The 15,624-nt window shown below is 72.7% G+C and carries 15 protein-coding genes; 5 read left to right on the forward strand and 10 right to left on the reverse strand.

What is annotated here, in order from left to right:
• Positions 1 to 68: 68 nt before the first annotated feature.
• The 3 genes from PV342_RS27550 to PV342_RS27560 all read right to left on the reverse strand — a co-directional run bounded on the left by PV342_RS27550 (position 69) and on the right by PV342_RS27560 (position 3,187).
• The gene (locus tag PV342_RS27550; protein ID WP_400805689.1) at positions 69 to 719 is read right to left on the reverse strand and encodes a response regulator; all 651 of its coding nucleotides are present in this window, start codon (positions 717 to 719) and stop codon (positions 69 to 71) included.
• Positions 716 to 1,918: a sensor histidine kinase gene (locus PV342_RS27555; RefSeq protein ID WP_500319024.1), complete on the reverse strand. Its 1,203-nt coding sequence runs from the start codon at positions 1,916 to 1,918 to the stop codon at positions 716 to 718. The genes PV342_RS27550 and PV342_RS27555 overlap by 4 nt, the downstream gene beginning before the upstream one ends.
• Before the next feature lie 696 nt (positions 1,919 to 2,614).
• On the reverse strand, positions 2,615 to 3,187 hold the full coding sequence (locus PV342_RS27560) for a cob(I)yrinic acid a,c-diamide adenosyltransferase (protein ID WP_386995076.1): 573 nt from the start codon (positions 3,185 to 3,187) through the stop codon (positions 2,615 to 2,617).
• 241 nt (positions 3,188 to 3,428) lie between these two features.
• On the opposite strand from PV342_RS27560, the gene PV342_RS27565 reads away from it, so the two are divergent.
• The 3 genes from PV342_RS27565 (at position 3,429) to PV342_RS27575 (ending at position 7,615) form a co-directional block, all read left to right on the forward strand.
• Entirely contained in the window at positions 3,429 to 4,277 is an 849-nt protein-coding gene (locus PV342_RS27565) for a 3-hydroxyacyl-CoA dehydrogenase family protein (RefSeq protein ID WP_500319026.1), read from the forward strand.
• Positions 4,278 to 4,466: 189 nt separating this feature from the next.
• Positions 4,467 to 4,790 carry an STAS domain-containing protein gene (locus PV342_RS27570; protein ID WP_018563514.1) on the forward strand — a complete coding sequence of 108 codons (324 nt, stop codon included), beginning with the start codon at positions 4,467 to 4,469 and terminating at the stop codon, positions 4,788 to 4,790.
• 221 nt (positions 4,791 to 5,011) lie between these two features.
• On the forward strand, positions 5,012 to 7,615 hold the full coding sequence (locus PV342_RS27575; RefSeq protein ID WP_500319028.1) for an ATP-binding protein: 2,604 nt from the start codon (positions 5,012 to 5,014) through the stop codon (positions 7,613 to 7,615).
• Between the two features lie 95 nt (positions 7,616 to 7,710).
• Here the strand turns inward: PV342_RS27575 and nucS are convergent, their stop codons facing one another.
• Entirely contained in the window at positions 7,711 to 8,373 is a 663-nt protein-coding gene (gene nucS / locus PV342_RS27580) for an endonuclease NucS (protein ID WP_018563512.1), read from the reverse strand.
• A 186-nt stretch (positions 8,374 to 8,559) separates the two neighbouring features.
• On the opposite strand from nucS, the gene PV342_RS27585 reads away from it, so the two are divergent.
• A complete protein-coding gene (locus PV342_RS27585) occupies positions 8,560 to 8,952 on the forward strand; it encodes an SCO5389 family protein (protein ID WP_018563511.1) in 393 nt (130 codons plus the stop codon).
• 53 nt (positions 8,953 to 9,005) lie between these two features.
• Here the strand turns inward: PV342_RS27585 and PV342_RS27590 are convergent, their stop codons facing one another.
• The gene (locus PV342_RS27590) at positions 9,006 to 10,031 is read right to left on the reverse strand and encodes an LLM class flavin-dependent oxidoreductase (RefSeq protein ID WP_386995079.1); all 1,026 of its coding nucleotides are present in this window, start codon (positions 10,029 to 10,031) and stop codon (positions 9,006 to 9,008) included.
• A 212-nt stretch (positions 10,032 to 10,243) separates the two neighbouring features.
• Here PV342_RS27590 and PV342_RS27595 point away from each other — a divergent pair, with 212 nt between their 5' ends.
• Positions 10,244 to 10,567 (forward strand): Rv1322 family protein, encoded by a 324-nt coding sequence (locus tag PV342_RS27595; RefSeq protein WP_386995081.1) that lies wholly within the window; start codon positions 10,244 to 10,246, stop codon positions 10,565 to 10,567.
• 28 nt (positions 10,568 to 10,595) lie between these two features.
• On the opposite strand, the gene PV342_RS27600 is transcribed toward PV342_RS27595, so the two are convergent.
• The 5 genes from PV342_RS27600 to PV342_RS27620 all read right to left on the reverse strand — a co-directional run bounded on the left by PV342_RS27600 (position 10,596) and on the right by PV342_RS27620 (position 15,575).
• Complete coding sequence (locus PV342_RS27600) at positions 10,596 to 11,465, reverse strand: ABC transporter permease (protein ID WP_500319032.1); 870 nt, start codon at positions 11,463 to 11,465, stop codon at positions 10,596 to 10,598.
• The gene (locus PV342_RS27605; RefSeq protein WP_500319034.1) at positions 11,462 to 12,631 is read right to left on the reverse strand and encodes an ABC transporter ATP-binding protein; all 1,170 of its coding nucleotides are present in this window, start codon (positions 12,629 to 12,631) and stop codon (positions 11,462 to 11,464) included. The genes PV342_RS27600 and PV342_RS27605 overlap by 4 nt, the downstream gene beginning before the upstream one ends.
• A gap of 113 nt (positions 12,632 to 12,744) precedes the next feature.
• A complete protein-coding gene (locus tag PV342_RS27610; RefSeq protein WP_018563506.1) occupies positions 12,745 to 13,521 on the reverse strand; it encodes an ABC transporter permease in 777 nt (258 codons plus the stop codon).
• 1 nt (position 13,522) lies between these two features.
• Positions 13,523 to 14,509, reverse strand: a complete 987-nt coding sequence (locus PV342_RS27615) for an ABC transporter ATP-binding protein (protein ID WP_500319036.1) — start codon at positions 14,507 to 14,509, stop codon at positions 13,523 to 13,525.
• Positions 14,510 to 14,642: 133 nt separating this feature from the next.
• The gene (locus PV342_RS27620) at positions 14,643 to 15,575 is read right to left on the reverse strand and encodes a coiled-coil domain-containing protein (protein WP_018563504.1); all 933 of its coding nucleotides are present in this window, start codon (positions 15,573 to 15,575) and stop codon (positions 14,643 to 14,645) included.
• Positions 15,576 to 15,624 lie beyond the last annotated feature (49 nt).

Consider the following 15,624-nt stretch of genomic DNA (forward strand, 5'->3'; position numbering starts at 1 on the left):
CCCGGAGGGAGTCTGGGGGAGGGTGAATGTGGGCTACCAGCCGGAGGTCCGGCCTCTCCCGCCCGGCCCTACGACTGCTTCGGGAGCCCCAGTTCCTGCGCGAGCACCGCTGCCTGCACGCGGCTGCGCAGCCCCAGCTTGGCCAGCATGCGGCTGACGTGCGTCTTCGCCGTGGCCTCCGCCATCTCCAGACGTGCCGCGATCTCCGCGTTGGACAGCCCCTCGCCCACACAGACCAGCACCTCCCGCTCCCGCGGTGTCAGCGGGCCGAGGACGGCGCGGTCGGCGGCCGGGCGCGGCCGCGGGCGGGCGAACTCGCCGATCAGCCGGCGGGTCACCGCGGGCGCGATCATTCCCTCGCCGCGCGCCACCAGCCGTACGCCCTCGATCAGCAGATCCGCCTCGGTGTCCTTCAGCAGGAATCCGGCGGCGCCCGCGCGCAGCGCCCCGAAGACGTACTCGTCCAGATCGAACGTGGTGAGGACGAGCACGTCGCCCAGCCCTTCCGCGACGATCTCGCGGGTCGCGGAAACCCCGTCCAGCCGGGGCATCTGGAGGTCCATGAGGATCACGTCCGGGAGCAGCTCACGGGCGAGGCGGACCGCCGCCTCCCCGTCGGCCGCCTCGGCGACCACCTCGATGTCGGGCACCGAGCGCAGTATCAGCACCAGACCCGCCCGTACCGCGGACTGGTCCTCGGCGACGACCACCCGGATCATGCGTTCCCCTCCATGGGCAGTACCGCCCGCACCCGCCACGTCGCGCCCTCACTGCCCGCCTCGAAGGTGCCGCCCAGCAGTTCGGTGCGCTCCCGCATCCCGATGAGGCCGCTGCCCGAGCCGGGGGCCCGGGGACCGGAGCGGTGGGCCGTGCCGCCGCTGCGGCAGGGGCTCGCCACGGTCACCGTCAGCGCTCTGCCGTCCTGTTCCAGCATGACGGGCACCTCGCCCGGCGACGCGTGCTTCAGGACGTTGGTCAAGGACTCCTGCACGATCCGGTACGCCGCGAGTTCCACCGGCGCGGGCAGCGGGGCGGCACCCTCGGGGCGTTCGTCGCGCAGCACGAAGGCCGAGTGCGGGGCCGCGGCGCGCATCTGCTCCACGAGCGTGTCCAGACCGGCCAGCCGCGGAACGGGGGCCGGCACCCCGTCCTCGCCCGCCGAGTCGCGCAGCAGCCCGATCAGCCGGCGCATCTCGGACAGGCCCGCGACGCTGTTCTCGCGGATCACCGCCAGCGCCTCGCGGGCCGGTCCCTCGTGGCGGTCCAGGGACAGCGCGGCGGTGGAGTGGACGGCGATCGCGGAGAGATGGCCCGCCACCATGTCGTGCAGTTCGCGGGCCATCCGGGCCCGTTCGCGGCCCACCGCCTCCCGGCGGTCCAGCTCGGCGAGGAGCGCGGTCTGCTCCGCGCGGAGCCGTTCATGGGCGGCCTCGTCGCGGTGCCGCCGTACGACCACGCCCGTCGAGGCGGGTGCCACCGAGACGAGCGCACCGACCACGCCGATCAGCAGGGACTCGGCGACCGGGTGCACCGCCACCGCGGTGGCCGTGAGCGCGGCCGTGCCGAGCACGCTGCCGACCGGGACGACCCGGGTCAGCCGCTTGGGTCCGTACAGGACGGCGGCGTACACGAGGTCGGTGAACATCAGCACGGTCACCAGCAGGGAACCGATCACGAAGTCCGCGCAGAGGGTGAGCACAGCGACGACGATCGCCACGCGGGGCGCGGTCCGGCGCAGCAGTTCACATCCGGCCATGACCACCAGCGGGAGCAGCGGCAGCCAGGCACGGTCGCCCGCCGGATGGTTCCCCGAGTAGGTGTACAGCCCGAACGCCCACATCGTGAGGCCTCCCGCGAGCCCCGCGACGGCGATCAGCACGTCGTCGCGGTGCGGGCGTCGGGCGGCGGCGGTCGTCATGGGCCCATCCCAGCACGCGGCGCGGACGACGCGCGTCCACCGGGGGTCGGAGCCGGTACGTACGCCGAAGGATGCAGCCGGGTCTCATCAGCGCCGACGACGCGCCCCGCGACGGCGGCGGGGGAGCCTTGCGGCATGCTCGTGACGCTGATCATCGGGTGCGAGATCGCCTTCTGGGTGCTGCTGGGCGCCGGGCTCGCCGTGCGCTACCTGCTGCGCCGGCCCCGGGCGGGGGCGGCCCTGCTGGTGTGCGTGCCCCTGGTGGACCTGGTGCTGCTGGCGGCCGCCGTGGCCGACCTGCGCGACGGCGGCACGGCCGCCGCGCGTCACGGTCTCGCCGCCGCCTACGTCGGCTTCTCGGCCGGCTACGGCCACTGCGTCGTCCGCTGGGCCGACGCCCGCTTCGCGCACCGCTTCGCGGGGGGCCCGAAGCCCCCTCCGGCGCCGAGGTACGGCAGGGCCCGGGCGGTGCACGAGTGGCGGCTGTTCGGCCGTACCGCGGTCTCCACGGCCGTCGCCGCCGCCCTGCTGGAACTGGCCGTCCGGCTCGTGGCGGACGGCGGACGCACGGCGGCCCTGGGGGAGGGCAGGTGCGGATGGGGGCGGCGGCCGGGATCCACGCCGTCGTGGCGGCGAGCTACACGCTCTGGCCCAGACGGGAGCCGGCCGCCTCGCCGCGCGGCTGAGCGCGCCGGGTCAGCGGTTCTCGCCGGGTACCCACAGCACGTCGCCGACCTCCTTGTTGGCCGTGCGGGCCAGGATGAACAGCAGGTCGGAGAGCCGGTTGAGGTAGGTGGCGGTGAGCGGGTTCATCGTGTCGCCGTGCTCCTCCAGCGCGGCCCACGTGGAGCGCTCGGCGCGGCGGACGACCGTGCACGCCTGGTGGAGCAGCGCGGCGCCCGGGGTGCCGCCGGGGAGGATGAAGCTGCGCAGCTTCTCCAAGTCCTCCAGGAAGCGGTCGCAGTCCGCCTCCAGCCGGTCCACGTACGACTGCTCGACGCGCAGCGGCGGGTACTTGGGGTCCGGGGCGACGGGCGTCGCGAGGTCGGCGCCGACGTCGAAGAGGTCGTTCTGGACCCGTACGAGGACGGTCGCGACCTCCTGCGGAAGCGCGCCGAGGGCGAGCGCCACACCGATCACGGCGTTCGCCTCGTTGGCGTCCGCGTAGGCCGAGATACGGCTGTCGGTCTTGGCCGTACGGCTCATGTCGCCGAGGGCGGTGGTGCCGTCGTCCCCGGTCCGCGTGTAGATGCGCGTCAGATTGACCATGTGTCGAGCGTAGTCAGGCCGCGCCCCGGGCGCGCTCCGTGGCGGGACCGCGGCGGGGGAGGCGGATGCGGACTCCGGGGGCGGTCCCGGTCAAACTGGACGCGGTGCGGCAGCAACTGGGCGCCGGGGCTCTCAACTGTGCGACGAAGGACACAGGGTGACCCGCCTCTCTTCCTGCTGCGCTCCTCCGCGGCGCGACGTTAAGGTCCCGGCAACAGCATCGAGAAGATAGGTGTGTGCCGTGGCGAAGAAGCTCGCCGTCATCGGAGCCGGCCTGATGGGCTCCGGTATCGCGCAGGTGTCCGCACAGGCGGGTTACGAGGTCGTCCTGCGTGACATCACGGACGAGGCGCTGGCCCGCGGCAAGGGCGGGATCGAGGCGTCCTACGAGAAGTTCGTCGCCAAGGGCAGGCTCGCCGCCGAGGACGCGGCCGCCGCGCTCGCACGCATCACCACCACCACCGACCTGGACGCGGCCGCCGACGCCGACATCGTCGTTGAGGCCGCCTTCGAGAAGATCGAGGTCAAGCAGGAGATCTTCCGCGCCCTCGACAAGATCGCCAAGGCGGACGCGGTGCTGGCGTCCAACACCTCTGCCATCCCGATCACCAAGATCGCCGCGGTGACGGAGCGCCCCGAGAGCGTGGTCGGAACCCACTTCTTCTCCCCGGTGCCGCTCATGCAGCTGTGCGAGCTGGTGCGCGGTTACAAGACCAGTGACGAGACCCTGGCGCGCGCCAAGGCCTTCGCCGAGGAGGTCGGCAAGACGACCATCGTCGTCAACCGGGACGTGGCCGGGTTCGTCACCACCCGGCTGATCGCGGCGCTGGTCGTCGAGGCCACCAAGCTCTACGAGTCGGGCGTCGCCACGGCCGAGGACATCGACGTCGCCTGCAAGCTCGGCTTCGGCCACGCGATGGGCCCGCTGGCGACCGCCGACCTCACCGGCGTCGACATCCTGCTGCACGCCGCCGACAACATCTACACCGAGTCCCAGGACGAGAAGTTCGCCCCGCCGGAGCTCATGCGGCGCATGGTGGACGCGGGCGCGCTCGGCCGCAAGAGCGGCGAGGGCTTCTACCGGTACTGACGGAGCGTCAACCCGAAGGGCCCGGCCCGGTGCGGATGCCCGGTGGGCTGGGCCCCTCGGACCTCTCCTGTCACTCGCAAGGGTGAATTCGGTATCGGTTCGCTCACAGACGGCAACCTCTTCGTACGACGGACCGTCAGTTACGTAGAACCACGGCAGTTTCCACCCATTCACTCACGGGGAGGCGTAATGCACATCAGGGGCGATCACGCCGAGCTGGTCGTCGGGGGCCGCCTCGACGTCCGCACCGCGGCGGACGCCCGCAAGGTCCTGCACAGCGCGGTGGACGGGGGTCACGGCGACCTCGTGCTCGACCTGACCGAACTCGACTCGTGGGACGCGACGGGCCTGGGGGTCATCATGGGGGCGCACCGACGCTGCGGCCGGGCGGACCGCCGTCTCGTCCTGAGGGGCGTACCCGCGCAGATGCAGCGGCTGCTGGTCGCCACAAGGCTGCACCGCATCCTGGTCATCGAGGGGGGAATCGCGGCAGAAGCACTGCCGCGGACCTAGGGCACCCAGCGGGCGTGCCCGCACGGAAGCGGCAACCCAGGACAGATTCGGACGCAAGGGCGGCATGGCCGCCCTGGGCTTCGCACATACTGTGGGAAGGTTTAGGGTTCGGTTCCGGCGTGCCTCAACCCCGTACGCCGAGGAGGGGAGCCGGACCGGTCCAACGGCGGAACCGCGGGCCCGGTGGGGCCCCGCTGCGACGCACATGGGGGCGGAGACTAATGGACCCACACGGACCCGACATGACCGGTGACGAGTACGGCGCACAACAGGACTCCACGAGCTTTGCCGACGCGACGCCCGCCGGGGGCGCGGAGGACGGCACCGCGCCGGCCCCGCGCGTCGCCCGGTCGCCGCGCGACCCGCTCGCCCTCGAACTCGGGGCGGGCACGGCGGACGGCGACGCGCCACGCGTCGTCGAACTCGTCGTGGGTGACTACAGGCTGACCCTCAACCCCGTCGACGGCAGCGAGGTCAGTTCCCTCGCCCCCGGCGGCCTGCCCGCGCCCGTGCGGCGCGCGGCGGAGGAGCGCGCCGCGCTCACCGCGGCCACCCGCCCGACGGTGCCGCCGGGGCCCCGGGCCCCCGAGCTCCCGCTGCTGGAGCGCGGTGAGGAGCGCGAGCGCCTGGTGCGGCTGCTCTCCCGGGGCCGCTCGGTGCGCGTGACCGGGCCGTCCGGCGCGGGCCGCAGCGTGCTGCTCGACGCGGTCGCCGAGGCCTGCGCGGGCCTCGCCCCCGACGGCGTGATCCGGCTCTCCGGCTACCGCCGGACCCCCAGCGACCTGCTGCAGGAGCTCTTCGGCACCATCTACGACGCAGAGGACTACCGCCCCGACCGCGGCCGACTGCTGGAACTGCTGCGCGAGGTCGGCGCGGTCGTCGTCCTGGACGACCTGGAGTTCGGCGGTGCCTCGCTGGAGGAACTGCTCGCGGCGGCGCCCGAGTGCGCCTTCGTGATGTCCGCGACCCCCGACGTGCCCGCCCCCTCCACCGACTCCCTGGTCGAGGAGGTCTTCCTCCCCGGACTGACCCGGGTCGCCTGCCTGGAACTGCTGGAGTCCTCCGCGGGCCGCCCCCTGGAGGAGGAGGAGACCGCCTGGGCGGCCGACCTGTGGTTCGAGTCGGAGGGCCTGCCGCTGCGCTTCGTCCAGGCCGGTGCGCTGCTGCGGCAGCGCGACGCCCTCGGGGCGGAGATCCTCGCGGCCGACGAGTCGGTGTGGGGCGACGTGGAGGCCGCCGACGGGCTCCCCGTCGACGCGCCCTTCGACGCCCAGCCGGGCGCGTCGGCCTCGCACGTGCCGCTGCCCTCGCTCGCCGAGAGCGCCGCCCCCGCCGTCCTGCTCGCCTCCCGGCTCGGCGGCTCGGCGCAGGAGGCGCTGCGCTTCGCCGTGGCCCTGGGCGGCGAGTGCCCGCACCCGTCGCACCTGCCGGCGCTCATCGGCGACACCCACGGCGACGCCGCGCTCGGCGAGATCGCGGCCGTCGGGCTGGCCGTTCCCGTCGCCGCGCACCACCGCCTCGCGGCGGGCGTGAGCCGGCAACTGGCGCTCGTGGACGGACTGGCGGCCGAGGCCGCCGCCGAGGGCTCCCCGCAGGCGCTGGCGGCCGCCCAGCACTACGCCTGGTGGGCCGGGCACCCCTCGGTCGCCCCGCGGCGCGTCGCCGCCGAGGCGGAGGCCATCCTGGCCGCCCTGGGCGCCGCCCGCGACGGCGGCCACACGAGCGCCGCCGTGCTCCTGGCCCGTACGGTGGCGCCCGTCCTCGCCGCGGCCATGTACTGGAGCGCGTGGGAGCGGGCGCTGCGCGTCGGCCAGGAGGCCGCCCGGCTGGCCGGGGAGGTGGCCGAGGAGGCGTACTTCCTCCACGAACTCGGCGTCCTGGCGCTGTGCCTGGGCAGCCTGGACCGGGCCCGCAGCGAACTGGAGGCCTCGATAGCCCTGCGCGGCGCTCTCGCGGACCGCCAGGGCACCACGGTGGGCCGCCGTACCCTGGCGCTCGTCGCGGACCGCGAGGGCGGCCCTGTGCCCGGCACGGGCCTCGCAGGCGTCGAGACCCCGGCGACCGGCACCGACATGTCCGAGGCGCCCACGACGATCATCGGCAAGCGCCTGGCCGCGGCGGCCGCCGCCCCGCGCCGGATCGCCCTCACCGGTTCCCGCCGCAACCTCGTCGCCGCCGGCGCGGGCGCCCTGCTGGCGGCGGTGCTCGGCACCGTCGTCACCCTCGGTACGACGGCCTCCGGCGGCGACCAGAACACCCCCATGAACGTGAAGCCGGTCGAGTCCGCCCAGGAAGACGGCGCGGACGACGGCCTCCCGGCCGAGGACCTCCCGACCCCCGGCTCCACCCAGCGCCCCAGACCCTCCGCGAGCGGCTCCGGCGCCGCGACGGCGCCGGGCGCTCCGGCCGGCGGCACCACGGGCGCCGGCGGTGCCGGGTCCGTGTCCGGTGGTGGCTCCGGCGGCACCGACGGCGGGGCCGGTGGGGCTGACGGCGGCTCCTCGACGGGCGGCGGCTCGCACGGCGGCGGCTCGGGCGGCGGTTCGAACAGCGGAGGCTCGAACAGCGGCGGCTCAGGGGGCGACTCGAGCGGGGGAGGCGACACCGGCGGCGACACCGGCGGCACGGGCGACCCGACCGACGGCGGCCCGTCCGGCTCCCCGTCGACTTCGCCGAGCACCCCGGACACCGGCTCTCCCAGCCCGACCGGCTCCGACGGTGGCACCGGCGACGCCGGCACCTCCGCCAGCGCGAGCGCGCCCGAGAGTTCCGCCTCCGTCACCGGTCTGCCCGGCGCACCCGACACCTTCGGCGCGATCGCCTGACCTGCGCCCGTCAACGGCGCGGCCCGGCGGTCTGCCGACCGCCGGGCCGCGCCGTACCGCTCACCGCCGACGGGCGGGGGAGCGGGCGGTGTCCGTCAGAAGAGGCGGAGCTTGTCGTCCTCGATGCCGCGCAGCGCGTCGTAGTCCAGGACGACGCAGTCGATGCCGCGGTCCGTGGCGAGGACCCGCGCCTGCGGCTTGATCTCCTGCGCCGCGAAGATGCCCTTCACGGGCGCCAGCAGGGGGTCCCGGTTGAGGAGTTCGAGGTAGCGGGTGAGCTGTTCGACGCCGTCGATCTCGCCGCGGCGCTTGATCTCGACCGCGACGGTCGTGCCGGACGCGTCCCGGCACAGGATGTCCACGGGGCCGATGGCGGTCGGGTACTCGCGGCGGACGAGGCTCCAGCCCTCGCCGAGCACCTCCATGCGGTCGGCCAGCAGCTCCTGCAGGTGGGCCTCGACGCCGTCCTTGATCAGGCCGGGGTCGACGCCGAGTTCGTGCGTGGAGTCGTGCAGCACGTCCTCGATGGTGATGATGAGCTGCTCGCCGGCCTTGTTGGTGACCGTCCAGACCCCGTCCTCACCCTCCTTGAGCGTGCAGGGCGGCGACATCCAGTTCAGCGGCTTGTAGGCACGGTCGTCGGCGTGGACGGAGACACTGCCGTCGGCCTTGACCAGGAGCAGCCTGGTCGCCGACGGCAGATGGGCGGAGAGCCGGCCCGCGTAGTCCACGGAGCAACGGGCGATGACGAGACGCATGGTCGGCAACGTTACTCGCTACCGGGCGCGTCCGGAAAATGGCCTGTTGTGAACACTCCCGCCTAGTGTCATGGGACCTCTCCGCCTACGGTTGTGCGTGGAGGCCGTCGTGCGGGAGAACTCTGGGCGGCTTCTCTCCGTAGTCCGTCTGACTCCTCGGACAGGGGGGTCACGAGAGGAGTACTCATGTCGCTCGACGTCTCACCGGCCCTCCTCGAACAGGCCGAGCGAGGCGAGGTCGACGAACGGGAATTCGTCGACTGCGTCCGGACCTCCCTGCCTTACGCATGGGACATGATCAGCTCTCTGGCGGCACAACTCAAGGTGGACGGCGGCGAGTTCGCCGACAACCAGGTACCCCCGCCGGACGAGCACGCACGCGGGCAGCTGCTCCGCGCCCTGGCGAGTGACGCGATACGGGGGGCCCTGCAGCGGCACTTCGGGGTCCGGCTGGCGTTCCAGAACTGCCACCGGGTCGCGGTGTTCCCGCTGGACCCGGCGGTCGACGGGCGTTACGCCACCTTCACCTCCGTACGCGCACAACTGCTGAACCAGTCCCCGGAACTGCGGGACTGCTGAATTGGGCAGGGTGCTCCCGCCATTGGTCGCACCACTGCTCTTTCAGGTTTCAATCAGGCCAATTGCGGGAGCACTTCGCTGCCGAGCCGCGCCACGTTCTCCTCGGTGGCCGCGAGATCGCCCGAGCCCTCGACGAGCAGGGCGAAGCGGCGGATGCCCGTCCGCTCGGCGGTGGCGGCCAGTCGGTCGGCGCACACCGCCGGCGGGCCGACGGGGTGGAGGTCGCAGAGGAGTTCGGTGTAGGCGAGCGGATCGCGCATCGCCCGGGGCCGGCCGTCGACGGTGCGGTGCGCGGCGAGGCCCCGCTGGAGCCAGCCCGGCATCGCCTTGGTGAGGGATTCCACGGCGTCGGCGCGGCGGTCCGCGATCTGTACGACGCCCGCGGAGACATGTTCCGCCGTTGCCACCAATTCGGGTGAAAGCCCCGCATCGCGCGCCTCCGCCTGCCACATTGCGACCATGGCAGCTTTGTCCTCGTCGCCGCAGTGCATGCCGAGCAGCATCGGCAGACCCCTGCGCGCCGCGAGCCGGACACTGCCCGGCGAGGTGCAGGCGACGACGACCGGCGGCCCGGCCGGCGCCTCGAACTCGTCCGCCCGCGGCACGACGTCGACCTCGCGGAAGGCGAATCGTTCACCCGAGGCCCCCACGCGGGGCTCGCGCAGCCAGCGCAGCAGCAGGTCCAGCGACTCGGGGAAACCGCTCTCGAAGGCGGGGAGTCCGGCGCCGAAGACCTCCAGGTCCACCCACGGGCCGCCGCGGCCCACGCCCAGCGTGAAACGGCCGCCCGAGGTGATGTGCAGCAGCGCCGCCTGCTCGCCGAGCGCCACGGGGTGCGCGGTCGGCAGTACGCTCACGGCCGTCCCGATCCCGATCCGGCGCGTCCTGCCCAGCAGCAGCGCGGCGAGCGTCACGGCCGACGGGCACACGCCGTACGGCACGAAGTGGTGCTCCGCCAGCCATACGGAGTCCAGCCCGGCCTTCTCCGCCGCCTCTGCGGACCGCACCGCGCGGTGCAGCGCCTCCCCCGGTCCCTGCCCCGGGAACTGGGCGGCGAGGACGAAAGTACCGACACGCATCGTGCTTCACACCTTCCTCGGTGGCCGACACGGCTCCCCTACTCGCACTAACGCCTGACACGTGCCAAAGGCACGGTCCGGCCACCGCGATTTCATGATTTTCCAGCTGATGGCCGAAATGGGGGACACCAGGACGGGTACCCGGCGGGGTACGCGCTACGCGTAGGCTGGGAGCGGTCCCGAGTCCCCCGAACCGCATGAGGTGTGTGCCCGTGTCTCCGCGCCGAAACCGCCCGCGAGGCGCCGCCGGCAGAGCCGAGGAGCGTCCGGAGGCCGGTCCGGCCCGAGGCCCGGAGCGTGTGGAGAGCTGGCGGGGAGAGCAGTGGACCGTCCGCCAGCTGGCCGGGAGCACGGGCGGCAAGCACTACCGCTGCCCCGGCTGCGACCAGGAGATCCCGCCGGGCGTGGGCCACTTGGTGGCCTGGCCGGAGCACGGCGGCGTGGAGGACCGGCGCCACTGGCACACCGCCTGCTGGAACGCGAGGGACCGCCGGGGCGTACGCCTCCAGCGGTCCCGCAACGCCCCCCGGTACTGACCGGGGGACGGAAGCCCGGTGCCCCGGGTCAGACGTCGCGTGTGGAGAGCGTCGCGCAGGCCGCGCCCAGGGCGCCGGCGGTGATGATCGCGAGCACGACCAACTGGCGCACCCCGTCGGCGTCTCCGTTCTCCAGCATCGGCATCTGGTAGAGCGACGCGATGGCGTTGGGGGAGGAGTACTCGATCAGCTTCTCCTGCACCGTGTGCAGGCTGTCCGACTGCATGAAGATCGCGACGATCAGCGGCAGCAGGACCACGCCCATCATCGTGGTGATCGCGCCCGCGGAGTGCCGCAGCAGCGCGCCCACGGCCAGGGAGAGCAGCCCGAGCAGGGCCACGTAGAGGCCGACGCCGACGGTGGCGCCGAGCCACTGGGTGCCGCTGGCGGTGGTGAGGCCGTCCTCGACGACCAGGCGGGGGCCCAGGAAGGAGCCCTCGCCCACCGGCTTGCCGCCGAAGGCGGCGTAGTTCATCAGCGCGGTGAGCGCGCAGGCCACGGTGGTGACGCTGAAGGTCAGCGCGAAGAAGACGATCGCCTTCGCGGCGAGCACCCGGCCGCGCTGCGGGCAGGCGGTCAGGGTCGTGCGGATCATGCCGGTGCCGTACTCGGAGCTGATCACCAGCACGCCGAGCGTCATCACGCAGAGCTGGCCGAGCAGCACCCCGAACAGGCCGAAGCCGAGGACCGGGTCGGAGACGATCTCGGACGAGTCCAGGCCGACGATCAGCAGGTTGATGCCGAGGATCAGCACCAGCATGACGCCGAGCGTCCAGATCGTGGAACGCACCGTACGGATCTTGGTCCACTCGGACTTCAGCGCGTGGCCGAGGTGGGTCCTCTGCACCGGGAAGGCGGAGGAGAACTGCGGGGCCGGGCTGTGGACGGGGGCGGTCATCGGGCGTCCTCGACGGGCTGGGTCGGCTGCGGGGCGGCGGACGGGGTGGCGGGCGCCGCGGGCACGGCCGGCTGCGTGTAGGGGTTCACCGGCGGGGCGTACGGCTGCGCCGGGGGCTGCTGCGGATGCCCGTAGCCGTACCCGTACGGCGGTTGCTGCGGCGCGGGCTGCGGCCAGGGTGCCTGCGGCGGCATGCCCCAGCCGCCGGGCGCCGGCGCGCCGGAGGGCTGCTGCAGACCCTGACGCGGGTCGGCCGTGGAGCGGTAGTCGACGGCGCCGTTGGTGAGGCGCATGTAGGCCTCCTCCAGCGAGGCCTGGTGCGGGGAGAGTTCCCACAGCCGCACCGCGGCCTCGTGCGCGAGGTCGCTGATCCGCGGCAGCTCCAGACCGGTCACGCGCAGCGCGCCGTCCTGCTCCTGCTGCACCTGCGCACCCGCGTCGGTCAGTGCCTTCGTCAGCTTCTTGCGGTCCGCGGCCACGTCCGGGGTGCGGACCATCGCGAAGCCGGTGGAGTTGCGGGCGATGAAGTCCTTGACGCTCATGTCGGCGAGCAACTGGCCGCGTCCGATCACGATCAGGTGGTCCGCGGTCAGCGCCATCTCGCTCATCAGGTGCGAGGAGACGAAGACGGTACGGCCCTCCGAGGCGAGCTTGCGCATCAGGTGGCGCACCCAGTGAATGCCCTCCGGGTCCAGGCCGTTGACCGGTTCGTCGAACAGCAGCACCTCGGGGTCGCCCAGCAGCGCCGCGGCGATGCCGAGGCGCTGCCCCATGCCGAGCGAGAAGCCCTTGGAGCGCCTGCCCGCGACCTCCTGCAGGCCCACCACGCCCAGCACCTCGTCCACCCGGCGGGCGGGGATCCCGGACAACTGCGCCAGGCACAGCAGGTGGTGGCGCGCACTGCGCCCGCCGTGCACGGCCTTGGCGTCCAGCAGCGCGCCCACCCGGCGCGGGGCGTTGGGCAGCTGCCGGAACGGCTGCCCGCCGACGGTCACCCGTCCCGCGGTGGGGGTGTCCAGGCCCAGGATCATCCGCATCGTGGTCGACTTCCCGGAGCCGTTGGGCCCCAGGAAGCCGGTCACCATGCCGGGCCGCACCTGGAACGACAGGTTGTAGACGGCCGTCTTGCTGCCGTAGGTCTTGGTGAGGCCGACTGCCTCGATCATGCTCCGCCCCTCGACGAACAGTCCGCGGGACGGTGCTCGCCCCCGTGAGGATTAGGAGGCTAGCGGGGGTGGATCGGTTCCCGCCCCGTGAGGCCCGAATCGTCCCGGTGCGGTCAGGCGTCCCGCTTCTTCAGCAGCGCGTAGCCGCCGATCAGCGCCACGATCACCCACAGCGCCATGATGCCGAGTCCGCCCCACGCGCTGTAGGGGGCGGGGTCGTCCGGGGCGATCGTGGCCCGCATGATCTTGCTGCCTGCCTGGTCCGGGAAGTACCGCGCCACCTCCTTGGCGCCCGGTACGGCCGAGAGGATCCCGGAGATCAGGAAGAAGAAGGGGATGAGGATGCCCAGTGAGACCAGCGGGCTGCGCAGCATCGTCGCGACGCCGACCGCGAAGAGCACCATCAGTGTCATGTAGAGGCCGGCTCCGAAGACCGCGCGCAGGACCCCCGGATCGCTGATCGAGGTGTCGAGGTCACCGCCGAGGATGGCCTGGCCGATGAAGAAGGAGACGAAGCTGACGATCACTCCGAGGACGAAGGTGATGCCGGCGGCGACGGCGACCTTGGAGAGGTAGAAGGTCGCGCGCTGCGGCACCGCCGAGAGCGAGGCCCGGATCATGCCCGTGCTGTACTCGCTGGAGATGATCAGCACGCCGAAGGTGATCAGCGCGAGCTGGCCGAGGAAGAGACCGGACAGGCTCTGGGCGGTGGCGTCGAACTGGGCGCGGGCGCCCTCTTCGATGGTGTCCCACTGGGTGCGGAAGAGCAGGCAGAACAGACCGCTGATGACGATGGTCAGGACGGCGGCGGACGCCAGCGTCCACACGGTCGACCGGACGGTCCTGACCTTGGTCCACTCCGACTGCAGAACAGCGGTGGTCGCTGCCATGTCAGGCTTCCTTTCCGGTGTTCGTGTTCCAGGCGGCGCCCCACGGGGGCGCGGGAGCCGCGGCCTCGCCGGCCTCCGCCGCCGCCCCACCGGCGTGGTACTCCACCGACTCGGCGGTGAGTTGCATGAACGCCTGCTCCAGGGAGGCCTGCTGGGGGCTGAGCTCGTGCAGCACCAGCTGGTTCCGGGCGGCGAGTTCACCGATCTTGGCGGATTCCGCGCCCTCGATCTCGAAGGCGCCCTCGTCGCCGATCACCGCGGTGATCGACGCGGCCGCCAGCGCGTCCTTGAACTTCTCCGGCTCCGGGGTGCGGACGCGGACGTAGGAGCGGGAGTTCTCGGCGATGAAGTCCGCCATCGTCGTGTCCGCCATCAGCTTTCCGCGACCGATCACGATCAGGTGCTCGGCGGTCAGCGCCATCTCGCTCATGAGGTGGCTGGAGACGAAGATCGTGCGGCCCTGGGCGGCCAGCCCCTTCATCAGATTGCGGATCCAGTGGATGCCCTCCGGGTCCAGGCCGTTGACCGGTTCGTCGAACATCAGGATCTCGGGGTCGCCGAGCAGCGCCGCGGCGATGCCGAGACGCTGTCCCATGCCGAGGGAGAACCCCTTGGAACGCTTCTTGGCGACGGGCGCCAGACCGACGATCTCCAGCACCTCGTCGACCCGGCGGGCCGGGATACGGTTGGACTGGGCCAGGCACAGCAGGTGGTTGTACGCCGTGCGACCACCGTGGATGGCCTTGGCCTCGAGCAACGCACCGATGTGCTTCAGCGGTTCGTGCAACTCGCGATAGTGCTTGCCGTCGATGCGGATGCTGCCGCTGGTCGGATTGTCCAGGTCCAGCATCATGCGCATCGTCGTCGACTTGCCCGCCCCGTTGGGGCCGAGGAAGCCGGTGACCACCCCCGGACGCACCGTGAAGGTGAGGTCATCCACCGCGGTCTTGTCCCCGTACCGCTTGGTCAGCCCCTGCAGCTCGATCATGCCGCATACACTATTTGGCCGCGGCGCGCGATGCACGCGGAATTCGGGCCCCCGTTTGTGCCCCCCCGGACACGACCGAGCCCCCGGCCGGGAAGGCGGGGGGCTCGATGTGCGCCAGGGGCTCCGCGGAGCGTCAGCGCTGGGCCGGGACGCCGCGCGAGACGGGCTCGTCGTCGGCGGGGGCGCCGGCCGCGGCGACCGCCGCACCGGTCAGCGTGGCCAGCATCTCGCGGACGTTGGTCAGCTGGGCGTTGATGCTGTCGCGGCGGTTGGTGAGCGCCGCCAGCTCGCGCTCGGACTCGCTGCGGATGCGGTCCGCCTTGGCGTTCGCGTCGGCCACGATGTCCTCGGCCTGGCGCTGAGCGGTCTCCACCGTCTGGCGGGCGCGGCGCTCGGCGTCGGTGCGCAGCTTCTCGGCCTCCAGGCGCAGCTGCTCGGCGCGGTGCTCGATCTCGGCGAGGCGCTTCTCGGCCTTGGCCTGACGCGACGCCAGGTCGCGCTCGGACTGCTCGCGGCGCTTGGCCAGGTTGGTCTCGAAGTCGGCCGCGGCCTGGGCCGCCTTGGCGCGGGTCTCCTCGAAGAGGGCGTCCGCCTCCTCGCGCTTGGCCTGCGCGTCCTTCTGCGCGTCGGCGCGCAGCTGGCCTGCCTCACCCTTGGCCTTCTCGACGATGCGCTCGCCCTCGTCCTCGGCCTTCGTCTTGCGCTCGGCCGCGTAGGACTCGGCGTCGTTGCGCACCTGGGTGGCGGCGGACTCGGCCAGCTCGCGGTGCTGCTCGGCGGCGCGGCGGGCCTCCTCGCGCAGGTCCTTCGCCTCCTCCTCCGCGAGGCGGAGGATCTTCTCGACGCGCGCGCCGAGACCGGCGTAGGACGGTTCGGCGTCGTTGACCTGGGCCTGCGCGTTCTGGGTCTCGAGGTGGAGTTCCTCGATGCGCTTCTCCAGCGCGTTGATCCGGGCCAGCGCGCTGTCACGGTCGGCGACGAGTTTGGTGATGCGGTCGTCCACCTGACCGCGGTCGTATCCACGCCGCACGAGCTCGAAGCCGAAGGGGGAGGAAGTGTCGCTCATGGGGTTCCTGTCAATTCAGACCGGGTGGGGTGATAGGGGGAATCCTAGG

It is taken from the genome of Streptomyces sp. PA03-3a, from assembly GCF_033792735.1.
Taxonomy (GTDB): Bacteria; Actinomycetota; Actinomycetes; order Streptomycetales; family Streptomycetaceae; genus Actinacidiphila.